We start from the raw sequence: 18,204 nt of genomic DNA on the forward strand, positions 1-18,204 counted from the left end.
ATCATATAAGAAATAGTAGGTCCTTTGCAATAACGATGAGTAAATAGGAGAAAGAATCCTTAGTTCAAATAATCCTAATTCTATAAAGTTCATTATTTGTATCAACACAAACGACTATAAAAAGGAATGGAGTTAGGCTTTATGATAAAATAAGGTATAAACATGTAGAGGAGAATTCAAATGAATACGCTAGATATCCAGCTATTTCTTTACATATTTGTTCTAACAATATTCATTAATTTTCTAAGATTTAAAGTAAGTACTTTTATTAATAAATGGATTCTTCTATTTTCTAGTCTCCTCATTGTACTACTAGATACTCTGCTATACGGTTCATTACATACAGGTTGGCTTCTCCTAATGTTTATCGGTATATCTGTTTTATGCTTTAAGAGAATAGGTGGACTAGTAAGTGTAGGTATATCATGGTTGATTACTATCGTTCAATCAGGTCATAGTAACCTTTTAATGCTGATGAGCTATCTTCTATTTGCTATATGTTTTTATTTTGTCCTTATTGTCATCGAGAATTTTAAAAAAGAAAGAAATGATTATCTACAAAAGCTAATCGTTAACTCAAAACAACTGAACGTTTTTCGTGAAGTAAGCTTTTCAATGCAACAAACTCGCCAATTACAAAAGTTATTGCAAATGATCCTAACCTCTGTGACGGCAGGCTATGGACTGGGATTTAATAGAGCGATGATTTTGTTAATGAATGATGAAGGAAACATGCTTAAAGGGATCATGGGGACAGGACCTATGTCGGCAGCAGAAGGTTATGCTACTTGGGAGAACCTCACGAAACATAAGTATAAACTGAATGATTTAATAGAAATAAAAGAAAAGGAACAAGAAACAGATCAATTACTTAATGAAAGAGTTAAGAGGCTTGAAATCGCATTGGACGAGCCAAATTTTCTAAATAGAACGCTAGAGACCGGACTTCCACTTCATATAAAAAAGATAGATGAGAGTGATGAGATACTCGTAAATTTTATTCGCGTATTTAGCATGAGTGAATTAGCTGTGTTTCCATTAATAACTCAAGGGAAAAAGGTTGGTGTCCTAATTATAGATAACCCAGTGAATAAGAGGCCAATTACACCTGATGGAATAGACAGTGTCATTCCCCTTGCGAATCAGGCTGCAGTTGCTATAGAGCAATCTCATCTATATAGAAAAGTTGAAGAGATGGCATTAAGGGACGGATTAACCGGTCTTTATAATCAACGTGCTTTTCAATTACAGTTAGTTGAAAATTATCCAACGGAAGAGAAGGATGAAAACAACGTACTTTCCCTTATTATTCTAGACATTGATTTTTTTAAACATTTTAATGATAAAAATGGACACTTACTAGGGAACGAAGTATTAATGCAGCTAGCTGAAGTGATCAACGAGACAATTAGACCACGAGATTTGGCATTCCGTTTTGGTGGGGAAGAATTCGTTGTATTGCTTCCTGCTACTTATCAAGATGAGGCCAGGCTAATAGCAGAACAACTACGTAAGAATGTAGAAAGTACTGCGTTTCCGAATGGGGAAAAGCAACCAAATGGACGTTTAACGATAAGTCTTGGGGTTTCCTCGACAATGAGTGTTAAGTCTTCGAATCCACACTATCTAGTAGATGAAGCTGACAAAGCACTTTACAGGGCAAAGGAAACCGGAAAAAACAAAGTTGTCATGGGAGAAGGTGCGAAGAGTGAAGACTGAGTTTGTCCTGCTGATTGCCTCATTTATTTTTCTTGCTACAATCGTGATTACAAGTAGGCTGTTTTACATGATTGAACTGAAGCGCTACACGCAAAAAGTGGTCAAAAAGGTAGGATTAGATATTATCCATTTGGATTATTCATTTGAACAGATGGTATACTTGGTATCTTTACCCAGTAGTTCGCCTTTGATAACGGATGCAAATAAAGACAATATATCAATCGAATACGACTATCAATCCTATATTTTTCCGGAGTTGCATGGTGTAAAAATCTTTATAAAGACTCCTATTGAAAAAAGAATGCTAGCCTATTTGCCTATTAAAGCTTTCCGTTTGCCCTCCCTTGATCAAATACTTGAGCAAGGAAAAATAACAGATTCGGACTATCGTAAGATTAGTACCTATAAATTAACTCATCTCTCTACTTTAAGTGAAATAAAGGATGAGGTTTATAAACAAATTCAGGTTAGCCAGAGAACTGTAATTTAGTTATACTAAATAAAAGTAGTAGAAGACATTGTTAAAAAGGAAGGTAACCTAATGTCAGAAGAAAACATTACTAGAATACATTTAAATGATAAGGAATATATCCTGATTGGGACAGCCCATGTATCAAAGCAAAGTGCAGAGCAAGTAAAAGAAGTCATCGAGGCTGAGCAACCGGATTCAGTATGTGTCGAGTTAGATCAGCAGAGGTATCAATCAATTATTGATGGAAACAAGTGGAAAGAAATGGATGTATTTAAGGTTATCAAGGAAAAGAAAGCAACTTTGCTTTTAATGAATCTTGTGATTTCATCCTTTCAAAAACGTATGGCAAAGCAATTTGGTATAAAGCCAGGTCAAGAGATGATACAGGGTATTGAGTCAGCTAATGATGTCGGTGCAAAACTAGTATTGGCAGATAGGAATATTCAAATTACATTTGCTAGAATATGGGCAAACGTAGGCTTTTGGGGAAAAGCACAGCTCATGTTTTCAATGATTGGGAGTATCTTCAATAATGAGAGTGTAACAGAAGAAGAGCTCGAACGTCTTAAATCTGAAGATATGCTGGATGCGATGTTAAGTGACTTTACAAAAAACTTTCCTAAGCTAAAGGTGCCTCTGATTGATGAACGTGACCAATACTTAGCTCAAAAAATTAAAGAGGCACCTGGACAGAAAATTGTTGCTGTCTTAGGGGCAGCTCATGTGCCGGGAATTAAAGAGGCTATAAAGGAAGACCATGACCTTAAGCCTTTAATGAAAATTCCACCAAAGTCAAAATGGCCAAAAATCATTGGTTGGTCAATTCCTGCCATTATCCTTGCAATTATCGCGTACACATTCATTGCGAACCCAACTGCAGGTGTTCAGCAAACGATTAGTTGGGTACTATGGAACGGCTCATTTTCTGCTCTCGGAGCAGCACTAGCATTTGGGCATCCGTTGGCAATACTTACTGCCTTCATAGCTGCACCAATTACATCATTAAATCCTTTGCTAGCAGCGGGTTGGTTTGCAGGATTGGTTCAGGCTTATTTCCGAAGACCAAATGTAGCTGACTTCGAATCATTATCAGAAGATGTATTCAGCTTGAAAGGATTTTGGAACAATAAAGTAACCAGAATTCTGTTAATTGTTACATTAGCTAATTTAGGAAGCTCTTTAGGTACATTTATTGGTGGAGCAGACGTAATAAGACTGTTTTTTGAGAACCTATAAAACATTTGGGGCCTGACCCTCGGCGCTTTAACGCGTTGGGGTGTCAGGCTTTTTTAAATTTTTTCTAGTATAGAGGAAATCTTAAATAATTTTTTGGAAGATATATCTATTTCTATAAAAAGGTATTAAAATAAGTGTATTAAAAATCGGAGGTGTTGAAACATGTCAGTCAGATCTATCGACATGAAAGGTAAAAGAAATACAGTAAACAGAGGGAAAGCACATAGCTAGTATTTCCGTCAGAAATAGTGATGTGTGCTCTCCCTAATTGAAAGGGAGAATTTGTTTGAAGAAGATGCATGCATCAAAGGTTTATATTTTAATGAGTGCCATTATTGCTTTTGCAAATGCAACAATGTTCACAACCTATGCTTTATATTATGTAGCGGAGTTAGGGTTAACCCCCTTTCAGCTGGTGCTAGTAGGTACATTTTTAGAGCTTACAGTTCTAGTAATGGAAATTCCAACAGGAGTCTTAGCAGATACCTATAGTAGAAGATTATCCGTTATTATTGGGACATTCATTCTCGGTATCGCCTTCTTTCTTGAAGGATCAGTGCCATTTATATCTGAAACATTTTTCCATGGAGCGTTATCTCTATTTGTAGGAGTAGTCATTGCTGAAGTCATTCGTGGAATCGGGGAGACCTTCTTAAGTGGAGCAGGTCAAGCGTGGTTAGCAGATGAGATTGGTACCGACCAAATTGGAGACGTATTTTTAAAAGCTAACCAAGTGAATCAACTTTCTAGTATTCTAGGAGTACTTGCAAGTGTTGGTCTCGCTACAATTGCATTAAATATACCTTTCTTGGTTGGAGGAGTTCTATACTTAAGCTTAGGGCTATTATTACTCTTAGTGATGGGTGAGAATAACTTCAAAAGAGGTAGTGAAGAAGAACGTTCTTCCATCAATGAATCCTTAAAGATTTTTCGTAAAGGCTACCTGTTAGTTAGAGGAACACCTATCTTGATGGCATTTCTAATTATCAGCCTATTTTTAGGAGCGGGTTCTGAAGGTTTTGATCGTCTGTGGGAGGCGCATTTGATTACGAATATTGAGTTTCCTAGCCTAGGTGAAGTCACACTACCCGTTTGGTTTGGAATCATTAGTATTCTAGCAAATGTTTTATGTTTCTTCACCGCAATGGTTGCAAGAAAGTATTTAAAACTAGAAAGTGAGACATATGTCGCGAAGTATATGGCTATCTTCACGTTTGTAAAAATCCTTTGTATCATTGGCTTTAGCTTAGCGGGTAATTTTACGTTAGCTCTGATAAGCTTTTTACTTCTTTGTATGGCTGGTGTGATTACCGGGCCACTTTATGATACATGGATTAATCAAAACTTAGATAGTGGTGTCCGTGCAACTGTTTTATCAATGTCTAGTCAAATGAATGCATTTGGTCAAATTGTAGGAGGACCAGTAGTCGGTGCGGCTGCAAGTCAATTCACTCTTCGAATTGGGCTTTCGTTTGCAGCAATTCTGCAATTGCCTATTCTATTCATTTATATGAATAGCATGAAGAAAAAGAGATAGAAAACTAGAAGGATGAACCTTTTATCAGGTTCATCCTTTTTGCATAGCCTAGTGTTCCACATGGAACATTTTTAAATTGATTTCTCTAACTCATACCAGTAATGACAAAGAGTTAGCATTCCTTTATCAAAGTTTTCTAAATGGAAGTGTTCATTTGGTGCATGGAAGTTTTCAGTTGGTAACCCAAAGCCCATTAGTACAATCGGTACATTTAAAATTTGATCAAAGGCTGCAACGATAGGAATTGATCCTCCACCACGCGTATAGGAAGTTGGAACCTCGTAAACCTTTTCATACGCTCTTCCTGCCGCTTGAATAGCTGGGTGATCAAATGGTGTTAGGAATGGTGCACCTTTATCAAATAATTTGGTTGTTACTTCTACCCCTGGTGGAGTGTGAGCTTTAATGTGTTTTTGTAACAGCTCTACAATTTCTTCTGGATCTTGGTTTGGAACAAGACGACAGGTAATTTTAGCATGAGCTTCAGCCGGTAGAACTGTTTTTATCCCCTCACCTTGGAAGCCACCATATATGCCGTTTACCTCTAGAGTTGGACGTACCCACGTACGTTCAAGGTATGTATATCCTTTTTCACCATATAAATCAGACACAGAAAGTTCCTGTTTAACTGTTTCTTCGTCAAAGTTTAAAGCGGCATATGCTTCTTTTTCCTCATCGGTTAGCGGAAGTACTTTATCATAGAAGCCTTCGACGGTTATCTCTGCATTTTCGTTATGGAAAGAGTTTACGATATCAACAAGGGCATGAATCGCATTTTGCACTCCACCACCATAAAGACCAGAATGTAAGTCACTTTTTGCTCCTCGTACATCAATTTGAAGTCCACAAAGTCCTCTTAGACCGTAGCAAATGGTTGGCTTTCCTTTTTCAATCATGCCAGTATCTGAAATAACAAGAACATCTGCTGCTAAGAGATCTTTGTTTTCTTCAGTGAATAATGGAAGATTAGGACTACCAATTTCCTCTTCACCTTCGATACAAAACTTAAAGTTTACAGGTAAAGTGCCTGTTGTTTCTAGAACAGCTTGAATTGCTTTCAAATGCATAAAGGTTTGTCCTTTATCATCACTTGCTCCCCTTGCATAAAGCTTTTCATCTCGGACTTCTGCTTGGAATGGAGGACTGTCCCATAGATGAAGAGGATCTACAGGCTGTACATCATAATGTCCATAAATTAGCACGGTTGGTTTTCCTTCTGCTTTTAACCAGTCACCATAAACAACTGGATGACCGTTTGTTTCATAAACCTTAACATTTTCCATCCCGATGTTTTCTAATGCTTGTGCTGTCCAGTCAGCTGCACGACGAACATCGTCTTTATGCTCAGGCAATGCGCTGATGCTTGGAATTGAAAGGAATTCGGTAAGCTCTTTGAGGTGAGCCTCTCTATTTGTATGTAGGTAATCTTGTATTTTTGGATTCATTAGTTGTTCCTCCTATTGTTTATTGAAAGAGGAGAATTACCTCCCCCTACTTGCTATAATCCTACCGAAATATATTTTATCTCCAAATATTCATCAATTCCATGATGGCCGCCTTCACGTCCGATACCGCTTTGTTTAAAACCACCAAAAGGAGCCTGTGGAGTAGAAGGTAATCCATCATTTAGACCAACAATTCCATATTCTAATGCTTCACAGATACGGATTCCTTTTGTGATATTTTCAGTAAATACATACGCTGCTAAGCCGTAGTCAGAGTCGTTGGCACGTTCGATTACTTCTTCTTCAGTTGTAAAAGTAGTAACCGGAGCCAGTGGACCAAAGGTTTCTTCACGCATGCACAGCATATTATCAGTCACATTTGAGAGGATCGTAGGTTCAAAAAATAGATTTGAAACTACATTCCCCCCATGTTTAACAACTGCCCCTTGTGACCTAGCATCTTCAATATGCTTTACCACCTTATCGATGGCAGCTTGATCAATAAGTGGACCAATGTGAACATCTTCTTCAAGTCCATTGCCCACTTTAAGCTCAGCCACTTTTTCAGTGAATTTTTCAATAAATGTATCATGAATCGATTCGTGAACATACACACGATTCGAGCATACGCACGTTTGTCCTGCATTCCGGTATTTAGAAGCTAACACCCCTTCAACAGCCTTATCTAGATTTGCATCTTCCATTACAATGACAGGAGCATGGCCACCTAGCTCGAGTGAAACTTTTTTAACCGTATCAGCAGAACCTTTCATTAATAGTTTTCCTACCTCTGTAGAACCTGTAAAAGTTAGCTTTCGGACACGCATATCATCTAGCCACACTTTACCTATGGCTTGTGGGTCCCCGGTTACAACATTTAGTACCCCTTTTGGAATGCCTGCCTGATCTGCTAATTCAACTAACTTAAGTGCTGTCAATGGTGTTTGTTCTGCTGGTTTAATAACTGCAGTACACCCTGCTGCTAATGCCGGGGCTATTTTTCTTGTAATCATTGCAGCTGGAAAATTCCAAGGAGTAATTGCTGCAATCACCCCTACTGGTTGTTTATGTACGAATAAGCGCTTGTTCCTTGTGGTAGCAGGAATAGTCTCACCATAAATCCGTTTTCCTTCCTCTGCATACCATGATAGAAATCCATTAGCATACCCTACTTCTCCTAAAGCTTCCTTCAAAGGCTTACCCTGCTCCATTGTCATTGTTCTAGCTAAATCAGCTTTATGTTGGTCAATTAGGTTATGCCATTTCCAAATCAGTTCTGAACGCTCATAAGCGGAATACTGTGACCATTCTTTAAAGGCTGAGTAGGCCGCATCAACTGCAAGCTTAGCCTCTTTTGCTCCTCCTAATGGAACGGTTGCAATCACTTCACCTGTAGCTGGATTTTCTACCTCAATAACATTTAGGTTCTCACCAACCCATTTACCATTTATATACATAGAGTACTTTTCCACCCGAAAATCACTCCTTTCTTTTAATACGCAGAACGATAAATCTCTTCAATTTCTCTTTTATCTAGCTTACGAGGGTTATTTTTTAACAGTCTTGTTATTTTCGATGCATCTTCAGCCATCGCTGGAATTTCTTCTTCAGGTACGTTAAATAATCGCATCCCCTTTGGAATGTTTACTGTCGTACATAATCGTCTCATTAACTCAACAGCTTTATCGGCAGCTTCTTCATCAGTAAGCGTGTCAGTTTTAGCACCAAGTGCTTCTGCAATATCACGGAACTTCTCAACACAACTAATTTTATTCCACTCCATCACGTATGGGAGTAATAATGCATTACTTATCCCGTGCGCAATATGATATCGACCACCAAGTGGATAGGCTAATGCATGAACCGCTCCTACACCTGCGTTTCCAAAAGCCATACCAGCCATTAAGCTTGCTGTAGCCATATTTTCTCTTGCTTCAATATGTTCAGGATTTGCATAAGCCTTCGGTAAGTTCTTTGCAATAAGCTTAATTGCACCTATGGCAAGTGAATCTGTGATTGGTGAAGCATTGACAGATATATAGGCTTCAATCGCATGAACAAGTGCATCAATACCGCTTGCGGCAGTTACTGACTTTGGCATTGTTACGGTCATTTCTGGTGCGACGATTGCGACATCTGGTAGAAGGAAATCACTCACAATTCCCTTTTTTAGCTGAGCCTCTTTATCTGATAAAATGGCAATGTTCGTTACCTCCGAACCAGTTCCAGCTGTGGTAGGTATCGCAATAATGGGAGAACCTTTTTTCGGGACCAAATCAGTACCAATCAATTCGTGGATAGTTCCCTCAAATTGTGCTGCAGCCGATACACTTTTCGCAATATCAATAGCACTTCCCCCACCAAGTGCAATGAGACCGTCATGAAACCCTTTGTTATACAATTCTCTGCACTCTTCAACAATTGAGATTTCTGGTTCTGGTTTAACTCCTGTATAAATTCCAAAGCTTATTCCAGTTAATAGCTGAGTAATCTTTTCAACCACACCTAGATCTCTTAAGATTTCATCTGTGACAATTAGCGGGTTTTTCATCCCTAATCTTGTAGTCTCTTGATGTAAAACTTGGATGCTACCTTCCCCTGTAATAAGCTTATTAGCAATTTTAAAAGTAGAGACCTTCATATATCTTCTCCCCTGGGAAAATTGTTTGTATTTTCAATTTATTATAACAGGTTTCTGTTTTTATCTGGTAAATATTAATTCGGAAATTGAAATAAATATGGTTGATTAATAGTTGGTTACAATCTATAATCCTTATATAATTTAAGGTTTGACTAAGGAGATTACAGCAATGATAAAGCGTTTTTTTCAGTACTATAAACCGCATAAAAAGCTCTTTGCACTCGATTTTAGCAGTGCAATTGTGGTAGCACTTTTAGAGCTAGCCTTTCCTCTTGCGGTTGCATGGTTCATAGATTCATTACTTCCAACAGGAGATTGGAATGCAATCGTTCTTGTTAGTTTAGGCCTACTTGTAATGTATGTAAGTAGTACTTTTCTTCAGTTTATCGTGAACTATTGGGGTCACATGCTTGGGATTAATATTGAAACAGATATGAGGCATCAGCTGTTTCACCATGTTCAAAGGCAGTCGTTTCGCTTTTTTGATAATACGAAAACTGGACATATAATGAGCCGAGTGACTAATGACCTTATGGATATCGGTGAGCTTGCTCATCACGGTCCAGAAGATTTATTTATAGCGGTTATGACGTTTGTTGGGGCATTTTGGATTATGCTTACAATCAATGTGAAACTTGCGGTTGTTGCTATTTTAATCGTACCGTTACTTGTTTGGTTAATTACGTATTGTAATATCCGAATGAACAAAGCATGGAAGCAAATGTATAGTGACATTGCTGATGTAAATGCAAGAGTAGAAGACAGTGTATCAGGCGTACGTGTCGTTCAATCATTTACCAATGAAGAATTTGAGATTGGTAGATTTTCAAAAGATAATAAAAAATTCCGTTTAGCAAAGCTAGTTGCTTATAAAGTAATGTCATTTAGTTCATCAGGTATATACATGATGACACGCTTTTTCACGCTTGTTGTTCTAGTATTCGGAGCGTGGTTAAGCTTTACGGGAGAGCTTTCCTACGGTAACCTTGTTGGGTTTGTTCTTTATGTAAACGTACTTTTTAAGCCAATCGATAAAATCAGTGCCTTAATGGAACTTTACCCTAAAGGTATGGCAGGATTTAAAAGGTTCATAGAATTAATTGATATGGAACCAGAAGTTCTTGATAAAAAGGATGCAGTAGAAGTTGAGTATCTTCGTGGAGATATTAAATTTAAGGACGTTACCTTTGGTTATGAGAACAATCGTCCTGTTTTACAAGGAATCAATTTACAGATTCCTGCTGGTGAAACGGTAGCTTTTGTTGGTCCATCAGGAGCGGGCAAGACGACGATTTGTTCACTGATCCCACGTTTTTATGATGTGAATGAAGGCTCTATTACCATTGATGGGATGGATATTAGAGAGTTAACGAAAAAATCATTACGCTCACAGATTGGAATAGTGCAACAGGATGTCTTTTTATTTACAGGAACTCTACGTGAAAACATTGCGTATGGAAGATTAGGAGCAACTCAAGAGGAAGTAGCAGAGGCAGCAAGACGAGCACATCTTGAGGATTTCATTCATTCTTTACCTGATGGCTATGAAACTCAAATTGGGGAAAGAGGTTTGAAGCTATCTGGAGGTCAAAAGCAAAGACTTGCGATTGCACGGATGTTCTTAAAGAACCCACCAATTCTTATTCTAGACGAAGCAACATCAGCACTAGATACTGAAACAGAAATGATTATTCAAAAGGCTTTAACAGAATTGGCTAAAAATCGTACAACGTTAGTAATTGCGCATAGACTTGCAACCATTCGCAATGCAGACAGAATTGTTGTTGTGACAGAGGATGGAATTGCAGAAGAAGGCGGTCATGATGAGTTAATTGAGCAAGGTGGCATTTTTGCTAATCTTCATCGTGTGCAGTATCAACATCAATAGGTTTGTAGTAGAAAAGGACGCAGTCATCGTGATTACGTCCTTTTTTATCTTATAAGCTTTCGTTCGCTCCTTTGCTTTCTTTATACTTCTTTTTGAAGTAAGAATAAAGGATAATACAAAGGACAAATATCCCGATGCAGAGGTACAAAGGAAGATCCCATCTAAGATAGCCAAATACTAATCCAGGAATGACTGTAACCACCATTTCAAAATGAAAGAACCCCATGATATTTTTTAACAATGTGTACTCCTCCTAAAATAGGGTAAATTGTGTTTAGTTATTATAAGTATTAACTATCATATCTTTACTTGAAACATAGCGTTGAACTGGATACCAAAGTAAATGGAAAAGCATATGTATAATAATTGATGCAAGAATTCCAACTTCCCAAAAGGCCCATCCGCAAGCAATTCCAACAACAACGTTCATTCCTATAGCATAAACCTGTACCGGTATACTAATCTTCCCACCGAGGACTTCTGTTGCACCTGGAAGATGAGCAAGTGCAAATAAAAAGCTCATGATAAGGATGGAGCCCCAAATAATATATGTATTGATATCTCCAACTACTAGACTACCTAACCATATGAGAAAACTCATTCCTACCCATCGGAAAATGATTTCTTCTACTACCCCACCAAAGAAAACTCTAGTAAGAATACCCACATTGGCATAGAGTTGATTGATTTTTGAATAGACCACATTCCCTACTTGCCTTTTTAACACGAAGTAATAATAGAACATATTTATGCAGGCAACGAGTATTCCAAGTGAAACACTTAGAAAGAGGATATAAAAAAATTCGTTTTTATCAAAGTTTCCTTTTAGCAAACTCGACAGAAAAGGATCTAGCATATTCATTTTTAAGACAAAATAAGCCCCGGCAGCAGATAGAACACTAACAACTAGGAGTAATACTAGAATGATAGAGAAAGGTCCTACTCTATCTCCCTGGTTATTTTTACTAGATTGGCTCATTTTGCTTTCACTAATACTAGAAAAAATAATACCAGGTAAGCAAATCAAAATAGAAAAGATGAGTATGTACCAGTACATAGCAACTCACTCCTAATGGTACTAAAATATTTTATAGAGTTTTTCGTTTTTCAATATAAACTATAATGCTTATGTTAAATTTTGTAAATGGGTGTTGGAATTGGAAAGGTTGGTGGGTGTAGTTCGGGAACCAGTCAGAATAACGATTGGATTCGGACGGGTTGGTGTGTAGATCAGGAACCAGTCAGAATAACGATTGGATTCGGACGGGTTGGTGTGTGTAGATCAGGAACCAGTCTAAATAACGCTCGGATTCGGACAGGTTGGTGTGTGTAGATCAGGAACCAGTCAGAATAACGATTGGATTCGGCCAGGTTGGTGTGTGTAGATCAGGAACCAGTCAGAATAACGATCGGATTCGGACGGGTTGGTGGGTGCGGCTCGTAAACCAGTCTGAATAACGCTCGGATTCGGCCAATAAATTCAGTGTAACCCGGGAACGAGTCGTAATAACCTTCTGCTAAAGCTACAGAAACTACAGATCAATGGAAAAAAGACGAATTCATTTAGACGAATTCGTCTCATACGCGAACTCTATACTTTTCTACTTCTTAAACACTCTTCCTAACTCTTAAATACCTAAAGTAGTAAGATATCGATCGTTAATAATCTGCCGATGATGAATTTCGTGACCAGCAATAATATAGGCAATTGCTCGTGCTGAAGTTTCACTCTGATTCGCATGACCGACTCTAGTCAGGGAATCAGGTGACATGGTTTTCACTAAAGAGATTGTAGCGTTGCGGGTCATTTGAAAGTATTCAAGCAGTTCTTGAACCGTGAACTCATCAAAATTAGCTGCTAAAACATAATCATTCTCATTAAAGCCTGCTAAAGGAGTAGTGTCACCACGGCCAATCCGAAGGAGACGATAACTCATGATTCTTTCCGTATCAGCAATATGCCCGATTACTTCTTTTATACTCCACTTATGTGGACCATATCGGAATCTTGCGTCTTCATCTGATAGGTCCCTAACTAGGCTAATTGTTTTTTCTTTTTCCTTCTGTAACACTTCTAAAATATCACCATCTGGAACTAGGTTTAGATATCCTTCGAAGTATGGGTTATATTCCCCTTGCTGAGGTCTATTCATTAATCTTCATCCCCTTTCATACACTGCACTTATTTTACAACAGTAGTATAAAATTTGGAATTATATGGTGTTAATGATTTTAAGACTCATCTAATGAGGAATTTTCATTTAATAACTCATTCTCATAGGTATCCAGAGTAAAGGATAGTAGCCCAAGATTATTAGTTGTTTCAATGAATGAGCCACTAGATGTTGGAACATACTGAACGGTCTCTTTCCACATAAATGAAGAAGGGCATGGTGTACTATTTGTTTCATCAGCAATTGAAAAGTCCTGACTACAAAATCGGTGAATCGTTTTCTTTTTACGGGTAAAGGAAGTGATGCCTACTACCCCTTTGATAAGTGGGCCTAATACTCCTGAAAAGCTCATATTCTTAATGGGACTGCTTGTGAGTTGGTGAATCTTTGTTTCTTTTTTATTATTAAATTCAATTTTAGTGTCTAACATAAATCCGTAATGGACATCTCCTGATAAGATAAAGCACTGACTAGGATTCCAGTCGGCAATTGCATGTAAGAAATTTGTAATTCCTTTACCATTAAATTTCCAAGCTTCCAAATCAAATGTGCTAGTTGCGTCAAATCCAACTAAACGTAATGGTGATAGATAGTCGAGTAAGAATGACTCAATAATGTCAATTCCATATAATGGTGAAGGTGATACGATGATTAAAGGAGTATTTGGTGTCCAACCACCTTCCTGTAAAACTTCACTTACTCGTTGAAACCCTTTTTCAGTTATAAGTTCAGGTCCTTGAACTGATTCCAGAAACTTTGTGCCTATCTTCTTTGGTTTAGGAAGAGGTAAATAGCCCCTCATTGTTCGAGTGTCTAGAAATACTGCTTTGGGTACAGTCGGAGCCACAAAATGCCAGTCGTTAAAATACCATAGTGCCTCCGTAAATTCCCGATAGTTATTAGATTTAACATTCATTGACTTACAATAAGAGGCAATTGCTTTGATAAATTGATTGGAAAAGAGTTCTGGGTCATTCCCCCATCCTTGGAAAGCCCAATAGGCAGCCATGCCATTCGAAATAATATGCCTTCCAAGCGGAGCATTCCAAACAGCATTTTTCCAATCAGCTGTAATATTCCAATCATCTGTTATATCATGATCATCAAAGATCATATAGGTTGGAGTATTGGCAAGTAATCGACGGATACTTGATATATGTTGTTGAAACTCAACGAGGGCTTCCACATGCTCATTATATTGTGCTTCAACTTTTGCCTTCTCTTTTATTCGATTATCGCTATCTTCAGGGAAAACAAAATGAATGTTGTTATTTTCAACAGCTTCCTCAAAGCTATCAAATGGATGCTCATAGAGAAGCTTCCAGAGCTCTGGACTCCAGTTTAATAGATACATAGCTGCGTACTCTCCTAATTGCATGAGGTGATTATGTGAATGTTTGGAAGTAAAATTGCATAACTGATTCATAATAAATTTTCTGCCTTGAACTTTATCTAGTCTGTGACTATACGGAGTAAGCCTGGGGTCAATCTCCTCAAGTTGTTCTCGTTGTCCTATAAGTGCTTCACCAAGCTTTGATATGAATGGCAATAAAGGATCTGCAATGTCATCAGCATATATTTGGTCCCCCATTAGGAAAAGGCTAGTCGGTCTTCTTTCTAAATTGAAATAGGAATCTTCTAGCTTTTTATCGGCTTGAACTAAAACATCATCCCCTTTACCATGGGGCTTTCGACAGGAACCATATAGTATATTTGAATGTTGACCACTGCTAATATAAAAGGTCGGTAAATCTAAATCACCATAGACAATGGAGTCCGGATTATCAGGTGAAAGTAAATTAAAGGCCCCAAGGCCAACTACATTGGTTCCCTTTTTAAAAAATAGATTATAAGCTAAGAGAGTATCAGTTGGAAGTGAATCCTGCGACGGATTCAGCTTTAATAAGCTTATATATAAGTTTTCACCAAGCTGAACAGTTTCCACATTAGATTTAGTTCGGATTTCTTGGTATGTGTAGGAGTCACTAGAAGAATTACGTTCAACTGTATATATTTTAGCCCCTACTTTTAGAGGCTTACTTAGCGCAATCCAAATACATACTTGGTTAGGTTCAACACGACGAATGATCGGTCCGCATAAAATAGTTGGAATCTTCATGAATTGACCTCTCCAATCTTTTTTGATTCCTACTATCCTATTCGACGGATTTTGTTCTGTGAGTTGACATACCTGCTGTGATATACTCAGGTAAAACTAAATTTCTATACGGAATTTGGAGTGATAATGATGGAAACAAAACCAAATCAATCATATGAGGTCCTTGAGGTATGTTTACTGGCAGGTAAATTAATGTTGCAAAACGGAGCAGAAACATACCGAGTTGAAGATACAATGACCCGAATTGCTTCCTCTTATGGGATGACTGATTCTCATAGCTATGTAACGCCTACAGGTATCATTTTTTCTATGACTGGACTTGAGCCTACAAAATTGATCAGAATTTCGGAGCGTTCTACAGATCTATATAAGGTCACACGTGTTAATAGTATTTCTAGAAAAATAAGTACGGGTGAAATCACATTAGAACAAGCATTAGAGAAGCTTAAAGAAGTTGAAGTAAGCAATTTTGCGTTTCCGATTTGGGTTCAGATTCTTGCAGCTGCGATTGCTAGTGGTTGTTTTCTAATCATGTTTCAAGGTGGATGGTCAGACTTTATACCTGCCTTTATTACAGGTGGACTAGGCTTTACTACCCTTTTCTATGTTCATTACTTTGTAAGAATAAAGTTTTTTGCTGAATTCCTTGCTTCTAGTTTAATCGGTATTTTAGCATTGGTATTTGTGACAATAGGAGTCGGAAGTGAAGTTGATAAAATAATTATTGGATCAGTAATGCCACTTGTACCGGGTTTGTTAATTACTAATGCAGTTCGAGATTTGATTGCAGGACACTTAGTATCTGGATTGTCTAAGGGAGCAGAAGCCTTTTTAACAGCATTTGCAATTGGAACAGGCATTGCGGTAGTATTGGCTTTTTATTAGGAGTGTGAATGATGATGATCATACAACTTATCATGAGTTTTTTAGCTTCAGCTGCCTTTGGAATTTTATTTAATGTTCCCAGGAAATCCTTACTTCAATGTGGTTTTGTAGGGATGTGTGGCTGGATGACCTATATTTGGCTAGATACATACTATATGGATGCTATACTCTCGACATTGATTGCATCTGTATTGGTGGCCATTATTAGTCAGTTTTTTGCGAAGTATTATAAGACACCAATTATCATCTTTAGTGTATCTGGAATTATTCCTTTAGTTCCAGGGGGACTTGCCTATGATGCAATGCGGAAATTTGTTGAAAATGATTACAGCATTGCCCTTGAAGTAGCTGCTAAGGCCTTTATGATATCGGGTGCGATTGCATTTGGACTAGTATTTTCTGAGGTTATAAATCAGGTGATAAAAAGAATAAATACGAGTAAAACATAGGTGGGTGTTCCTTAAGGAGCACCCTTTATCATTAATTTTGGAAAAAAAGTGAAGTTAACTATTGAAAAACTAACACCATTAGTTTATAGTAAAACTAATGGTGTTAGTTTTGAGGCTAATTAAATTAGAAGGGTTGATAGATACTATGAAAATTATACGTGAAAAATCAGTTTACCAACTAGCGTTTATGCCAAACTTGTTTCCTGTGAATTGTTATTTAGTTGAGGAGAGTGATGGTTTAACCTTAATAGATGCAGCCTTACCTTTTAGCAAAAAAGCAATCTTGAAAGCAGCGCAACAAATTGGAAAGCCGATCACAAAAATCCTGCTCACACATGCTCATGGTGATCATGTTGGTGCACTAGATGAGTTGAAAAACAGCCTTCCAGATGTACCTGTTTTTATATCTAAAAGGGATTCGAGACTGTTAGCTGGTGATGTCTCGTTAGATCCAGATGAGCCAACGATACCGATTCGTGGTGGTGTTCCAAAAAATATTAAAACAAAACCGGATGTCCTATTAAATGATGGAGACCGTATTGGCTCTCTGGTAGCTATCACTACTCCTGGTCATACTCCAGGTTCAATGTCCTTTTTTGATACAAGAAGTAAGGTCATCATAGCTGGTGATGCTTTTCAAACGAAGGGAGGATTTGCTGTTTCAGGGCAATTGCAGCCTTTCTTTCCTTTTCCAGCAATGGCAACATGGAATAAGGAACTTGCACTAGCTAGTGCGAAGAAAATTAAGGAACTAAACCCTTCAATCCTTGCCATAGGCCATGGAAATATGATTCATTTAACAGGAAAAGAAATGGATACGGTTATTAATAAAGCTGAAGCGAATATAGGAAGGAAGTAAGTATTATGTCACCAAGAGTAGGTTTGGACGTAACAACAATCATGAACACAGCAATAGAAATAGCGAACAAAGAAGGCTTAGAAGCAGTTACACTGGCTACATTAGCAAAAACGCTAAATATTAAAACACCCTCATTATATAACCATATTGATGGCTTAACAGGTTTGCGTGAAAAAATTGCACTATATGGATTAGAGCAGCTTTACCAGCAGATGGCGGATGCAGCCATAGGGAAATCAGGCGATGATGCGGTTAGGGAAATCGGAATGGCTTATATATCTTTTGCAAGAAACCACCCTGGTTTATATGAAGCAACCTTAAAAGCTCCAGATTCGAGTGTGGAACTCCAAAAAGCGGGTGGCCGTATTGTGGAACTAACAAGTAGAATTTTAACAGCATATAACTTAGAGGATGATGCCGTCATTCATGCAGTACGTGGCCTTCGAAGTATTTTACATGGATTTGCCTCCCTTGAGCAAAAAGGGGGATTCGGGTTGCCTCTTGACTTGGATAAAAGCCTTCAGTTACTGATTGATACCTTTCTCGCAGGTATTAAGACAATGAAAAAAAGCTAGAGAGCTATAGCAAATGTGCAATTATTCTAAAAGAATATAGGGGACAATAAATGACAAAATTGTCTCCTTTTATTTATGGGAAAAACCTGTTATTCTATATAAGGTGAAATGTAACAAAATATCTACTTTTCAGTTCGCAATATTACTATATAATGTAAATAGGCTGTAAGAAATATTTTTTTTACTTAATTGCGGAAACGTTTGC

The 18,204-nt window shown here is 37.7% G+C and carries 16 protein-coding genes; 9 read left to right on the plus strand and 7 right to left on the minus strand.

Annotated features, from left to right (window positions below):
• Nucleotides 1-180: 180 nt before the first annotated feature.
• The 4 genes from J2Z26_RS18575 to J2Z26_RS18590 all read left to right on the plus strand — a co-directional run bounded on the left by J2Z26_RS18575 (nucleotide 181) and on the right by J2Z26_RS18590 (nucleotide 4,964).
• Nucleotides 181-1,719, plus strand: a complete 1,539-nt coding sequence (locus tag J2Z26_RS18575; RefSeq protein WP_193535303.1) for a GGDEF domain-containing protein — start codon at nucleotides 181-183, stop codon at nucleotides 1,717-1,719.
• Nucleotides 1,709-2,209, plus strand: a complete 501-nt coding sequence (locus J2Z26_RS18580; protein WP_193535302.1) for a hypothetical protein — start codon at nucleotides 1,709-1,711, stop codon at nucleotides 2,207-2,209. The genes J2Z26_RS18575 and J2Z26_RS18580 overlap by 11 nt, the downstream gene beginning before the upstream one ends.
• Nucleotides 2,210-2,260: 51 nt before the next feature.
• Nucleotides 2,261-3,427 (plus strand): TraB/GumN family protein, encoded by a 1,167-nt coding sequence (locus tag J2Z26_RS18585; RefSeq protein ID WP_193535301.1) that lies wholly within the window; start codon nucleotides 2,261-2,263, stop codon nucleotides 3,425-3,427.
• A 295-nt stretch (nucleotides 3,428-3,722) separates the two neighbouring features.
• Complete coding sequence (locus J2Z26_RS18590; RefSeq protein ID WP_227413667.1) at nucleotides 3,723-4,964, plus strand: MFS transporter; 1,242 nt, start codon at nucleotides 3,723-3,725, stop codon at nucleotides 4,962-4,964.
• Nucleotides 4,965-5,035: 71 nt separating this feature from the next.
• Here the strand turns inward: J2Z26_RS18590 and J2Z26_RS18595 are convergent, their stop codons facing one another.
• From J2Z26_RS18595 to J2Z26_RS18605, 3 genes are read right to left on the minus strand one after another with little or no spacing between them, the layout of a single operon-like run.
• Nucleotides 5,036-6,409 carry a dipeptidase gene (locus J2Z26_RS18595; protein ID WP_193535299.1) on the minus strand — a complete coding sequence of 458 codons (1,374 nt, stop codon included), beginning with the start codon at nucleotides 6,407-6,409 and terminating at the stop codon, nucleotides 5,036-5,038.
• Nucleotides 6,410-6,462: 53 nt separating this feature from the next.
• Complete coding sequence (locus tag J2Z26_RS18600) at nucleotides 6,463-7,881, minus strand: NAD-dependent succinate-semialdehyde dehydrogenase (RefSeq protein WP_319638034.1); 1,419 nt, start codon at nucleotides 7,879-7,881, stop codon at nucleotides 6,463-6,465.
• Nucleotides 7,882-7,901: 20 nt separating this feature from the next.
• Nucleotides 7,902-9,050, minus strand: coding sequence for an iron-containing alcohol dehydrogenase (locus J2Z26_RS18605; RefSeq protein WP_193535298.1), 1,149 nt, complete (start codon nucleotides 9,048-9,050; stop codon nucleotides 7,902-7,904).
• Nucleotides 9,051-9,219: 169 nt separating this feature from the next.
• On the opposite strand from J2Z26_RS18605, the gene J2Z26_RS18610 reads away from it, so the two are divergent.
• A complete protein-coding gene (locus J2Z26_RS18610; RefSeq protein WP_193535297.1) occupies nucleotides 9,220-10,938 on the plus strand; it encodes an ABC transporter ATP-binding protein in 1,719 nt (572 codons plus the stop codon).
• A 49-nt stretch (nucleotides 10,939-10,987) separates the two neighbouring features.
• On the opposite strand, the gene J2Z26_RS18615 is transcribed toward J2Z26_RS18610, so the two are convergent.
• From J2Z26_RS18615 to J2Z26_RS18630, 4 genes are all read right to left on the minus strand, one after another.
• Nucleotides 10,988-11,179 carry a hypothetical protein gene (locus tag J2Z26_RS18615; RefSeq protein WP_193535296.1) on the minus strand — a complete coding sequence of 64 codons (192 nt, stop codon included), beginning with the start codon at nucleotides 11,177-11,179 and terminating at the stop codon, nucleotides 10,988-10,990.
• Nucleotides 11,180-11,212: 33 nt separating this feature from the next.
• Complete coding sequence (locus J2Z26_RS18620; protein WP_193535295.1) at nucleotides 11,213-11,995, minus strand: CPBP family intramembrane glutamic endopeptidase; 783 nt, start codon at nucleotides 11,993-11,995, stop codon at nucleotides 11,213-11,215.
• Nucleotides 11,996-12,566: 571 nt separating this feature from the next.
• Nucleotides 12,567-13,091 (minus strand): DinB family protein, encoded by a 525-nt coding sequence (locus J2Z26_RS18625; protein WP_193535294.1) that lies wholly within the window; start codon nucleotides 13,089-13,091, stop codon nucleotides 12,567-12,569.
• Between the two features lie 79 nt (nucleotides 13,092-13,170).
• Nucleotides 13,171-15,231: a metallophosphoesterase family protein gene (locus J2Z26_RS18630; RefSeq protein WP_193535293.1), complete on the minus strand. Its 2,061-nt coding sequence runs from the start codon at nucleotides 15,229-15,231 to the stop codon at nucleotides 13,171-13,173.
• A gap of 129 nt (nucleotides 15,232-15,360) precedes the next feature.
• Between J2Z26_RS18630 and J2Z26_RS18635 the strand changes: the two genes are divergently transcribed.
• From J2Z26_RS18635 to J2Z26_RS18650, 4 genes are all read left to right on the plus strand, one after another.
• The gene (locus tag J2Z26_RS18635) at nucleotides 15,361-16,116 is read left to right on the plus strand and encodes a threonine/serine exporter family protein (RefSeq protein ID WP_193535292.1); all 756 of its coding nucleotides are present in this window, start codon (nucleotides 15,361-15,363) and stop codon (nucleotides 16,114-16,116) included.
• 8 nt (nucleotides 16,117-16,124) lie between these two features.
• Nucleotides 16,125-16,565: a threonine/serine exporter family protein gene (locus tag J2Z26_RS18640; protein ID WP_193535291.1), complete on the plus strand. Its 441-nt coding sequence runs from the start codon at nucleotides 16,125-16,127 to the stop codon at nucleotides 16,563-16,565.
• Nucleotides 16,566-16,710: 145 nt separating this feature from the next.
• Nucleotides 16,711-17,424 (plus strand): MBL fold metallo-hydrolase, encoded by a 714-nt coding sequence (locus J2Z26_RS18645; protein ID WP_193535290.1) that lies wholly within the window; start codon nucleotides 16,711-16,713, stop codon nucleotides 17,422-17,424.
• Nucleotides 17,425-17,429: 5 nt separating this feature from the next.
• Entirely contained in the window at nucleotides 17,430-17,999 is a 570-nt protein-coding gene (locus J2Z26_RS18650) for a TetR/AcrR family transcriptional regulator (protein ID WP_193535289.1), read from the plus strand.
• Nucleotides 18,000-18,204 lie beyond the last annotated feature (205 nt).

The sequence above is a fragment of the Cytobacillus luteolus genome (assembly GCF_017873715.1).
GTDB lineage: Bacteria > Bacillota > Bacilli > Bacillales > Bacillaceae_L > Bacillus_BV > Bacillus_BV luteola.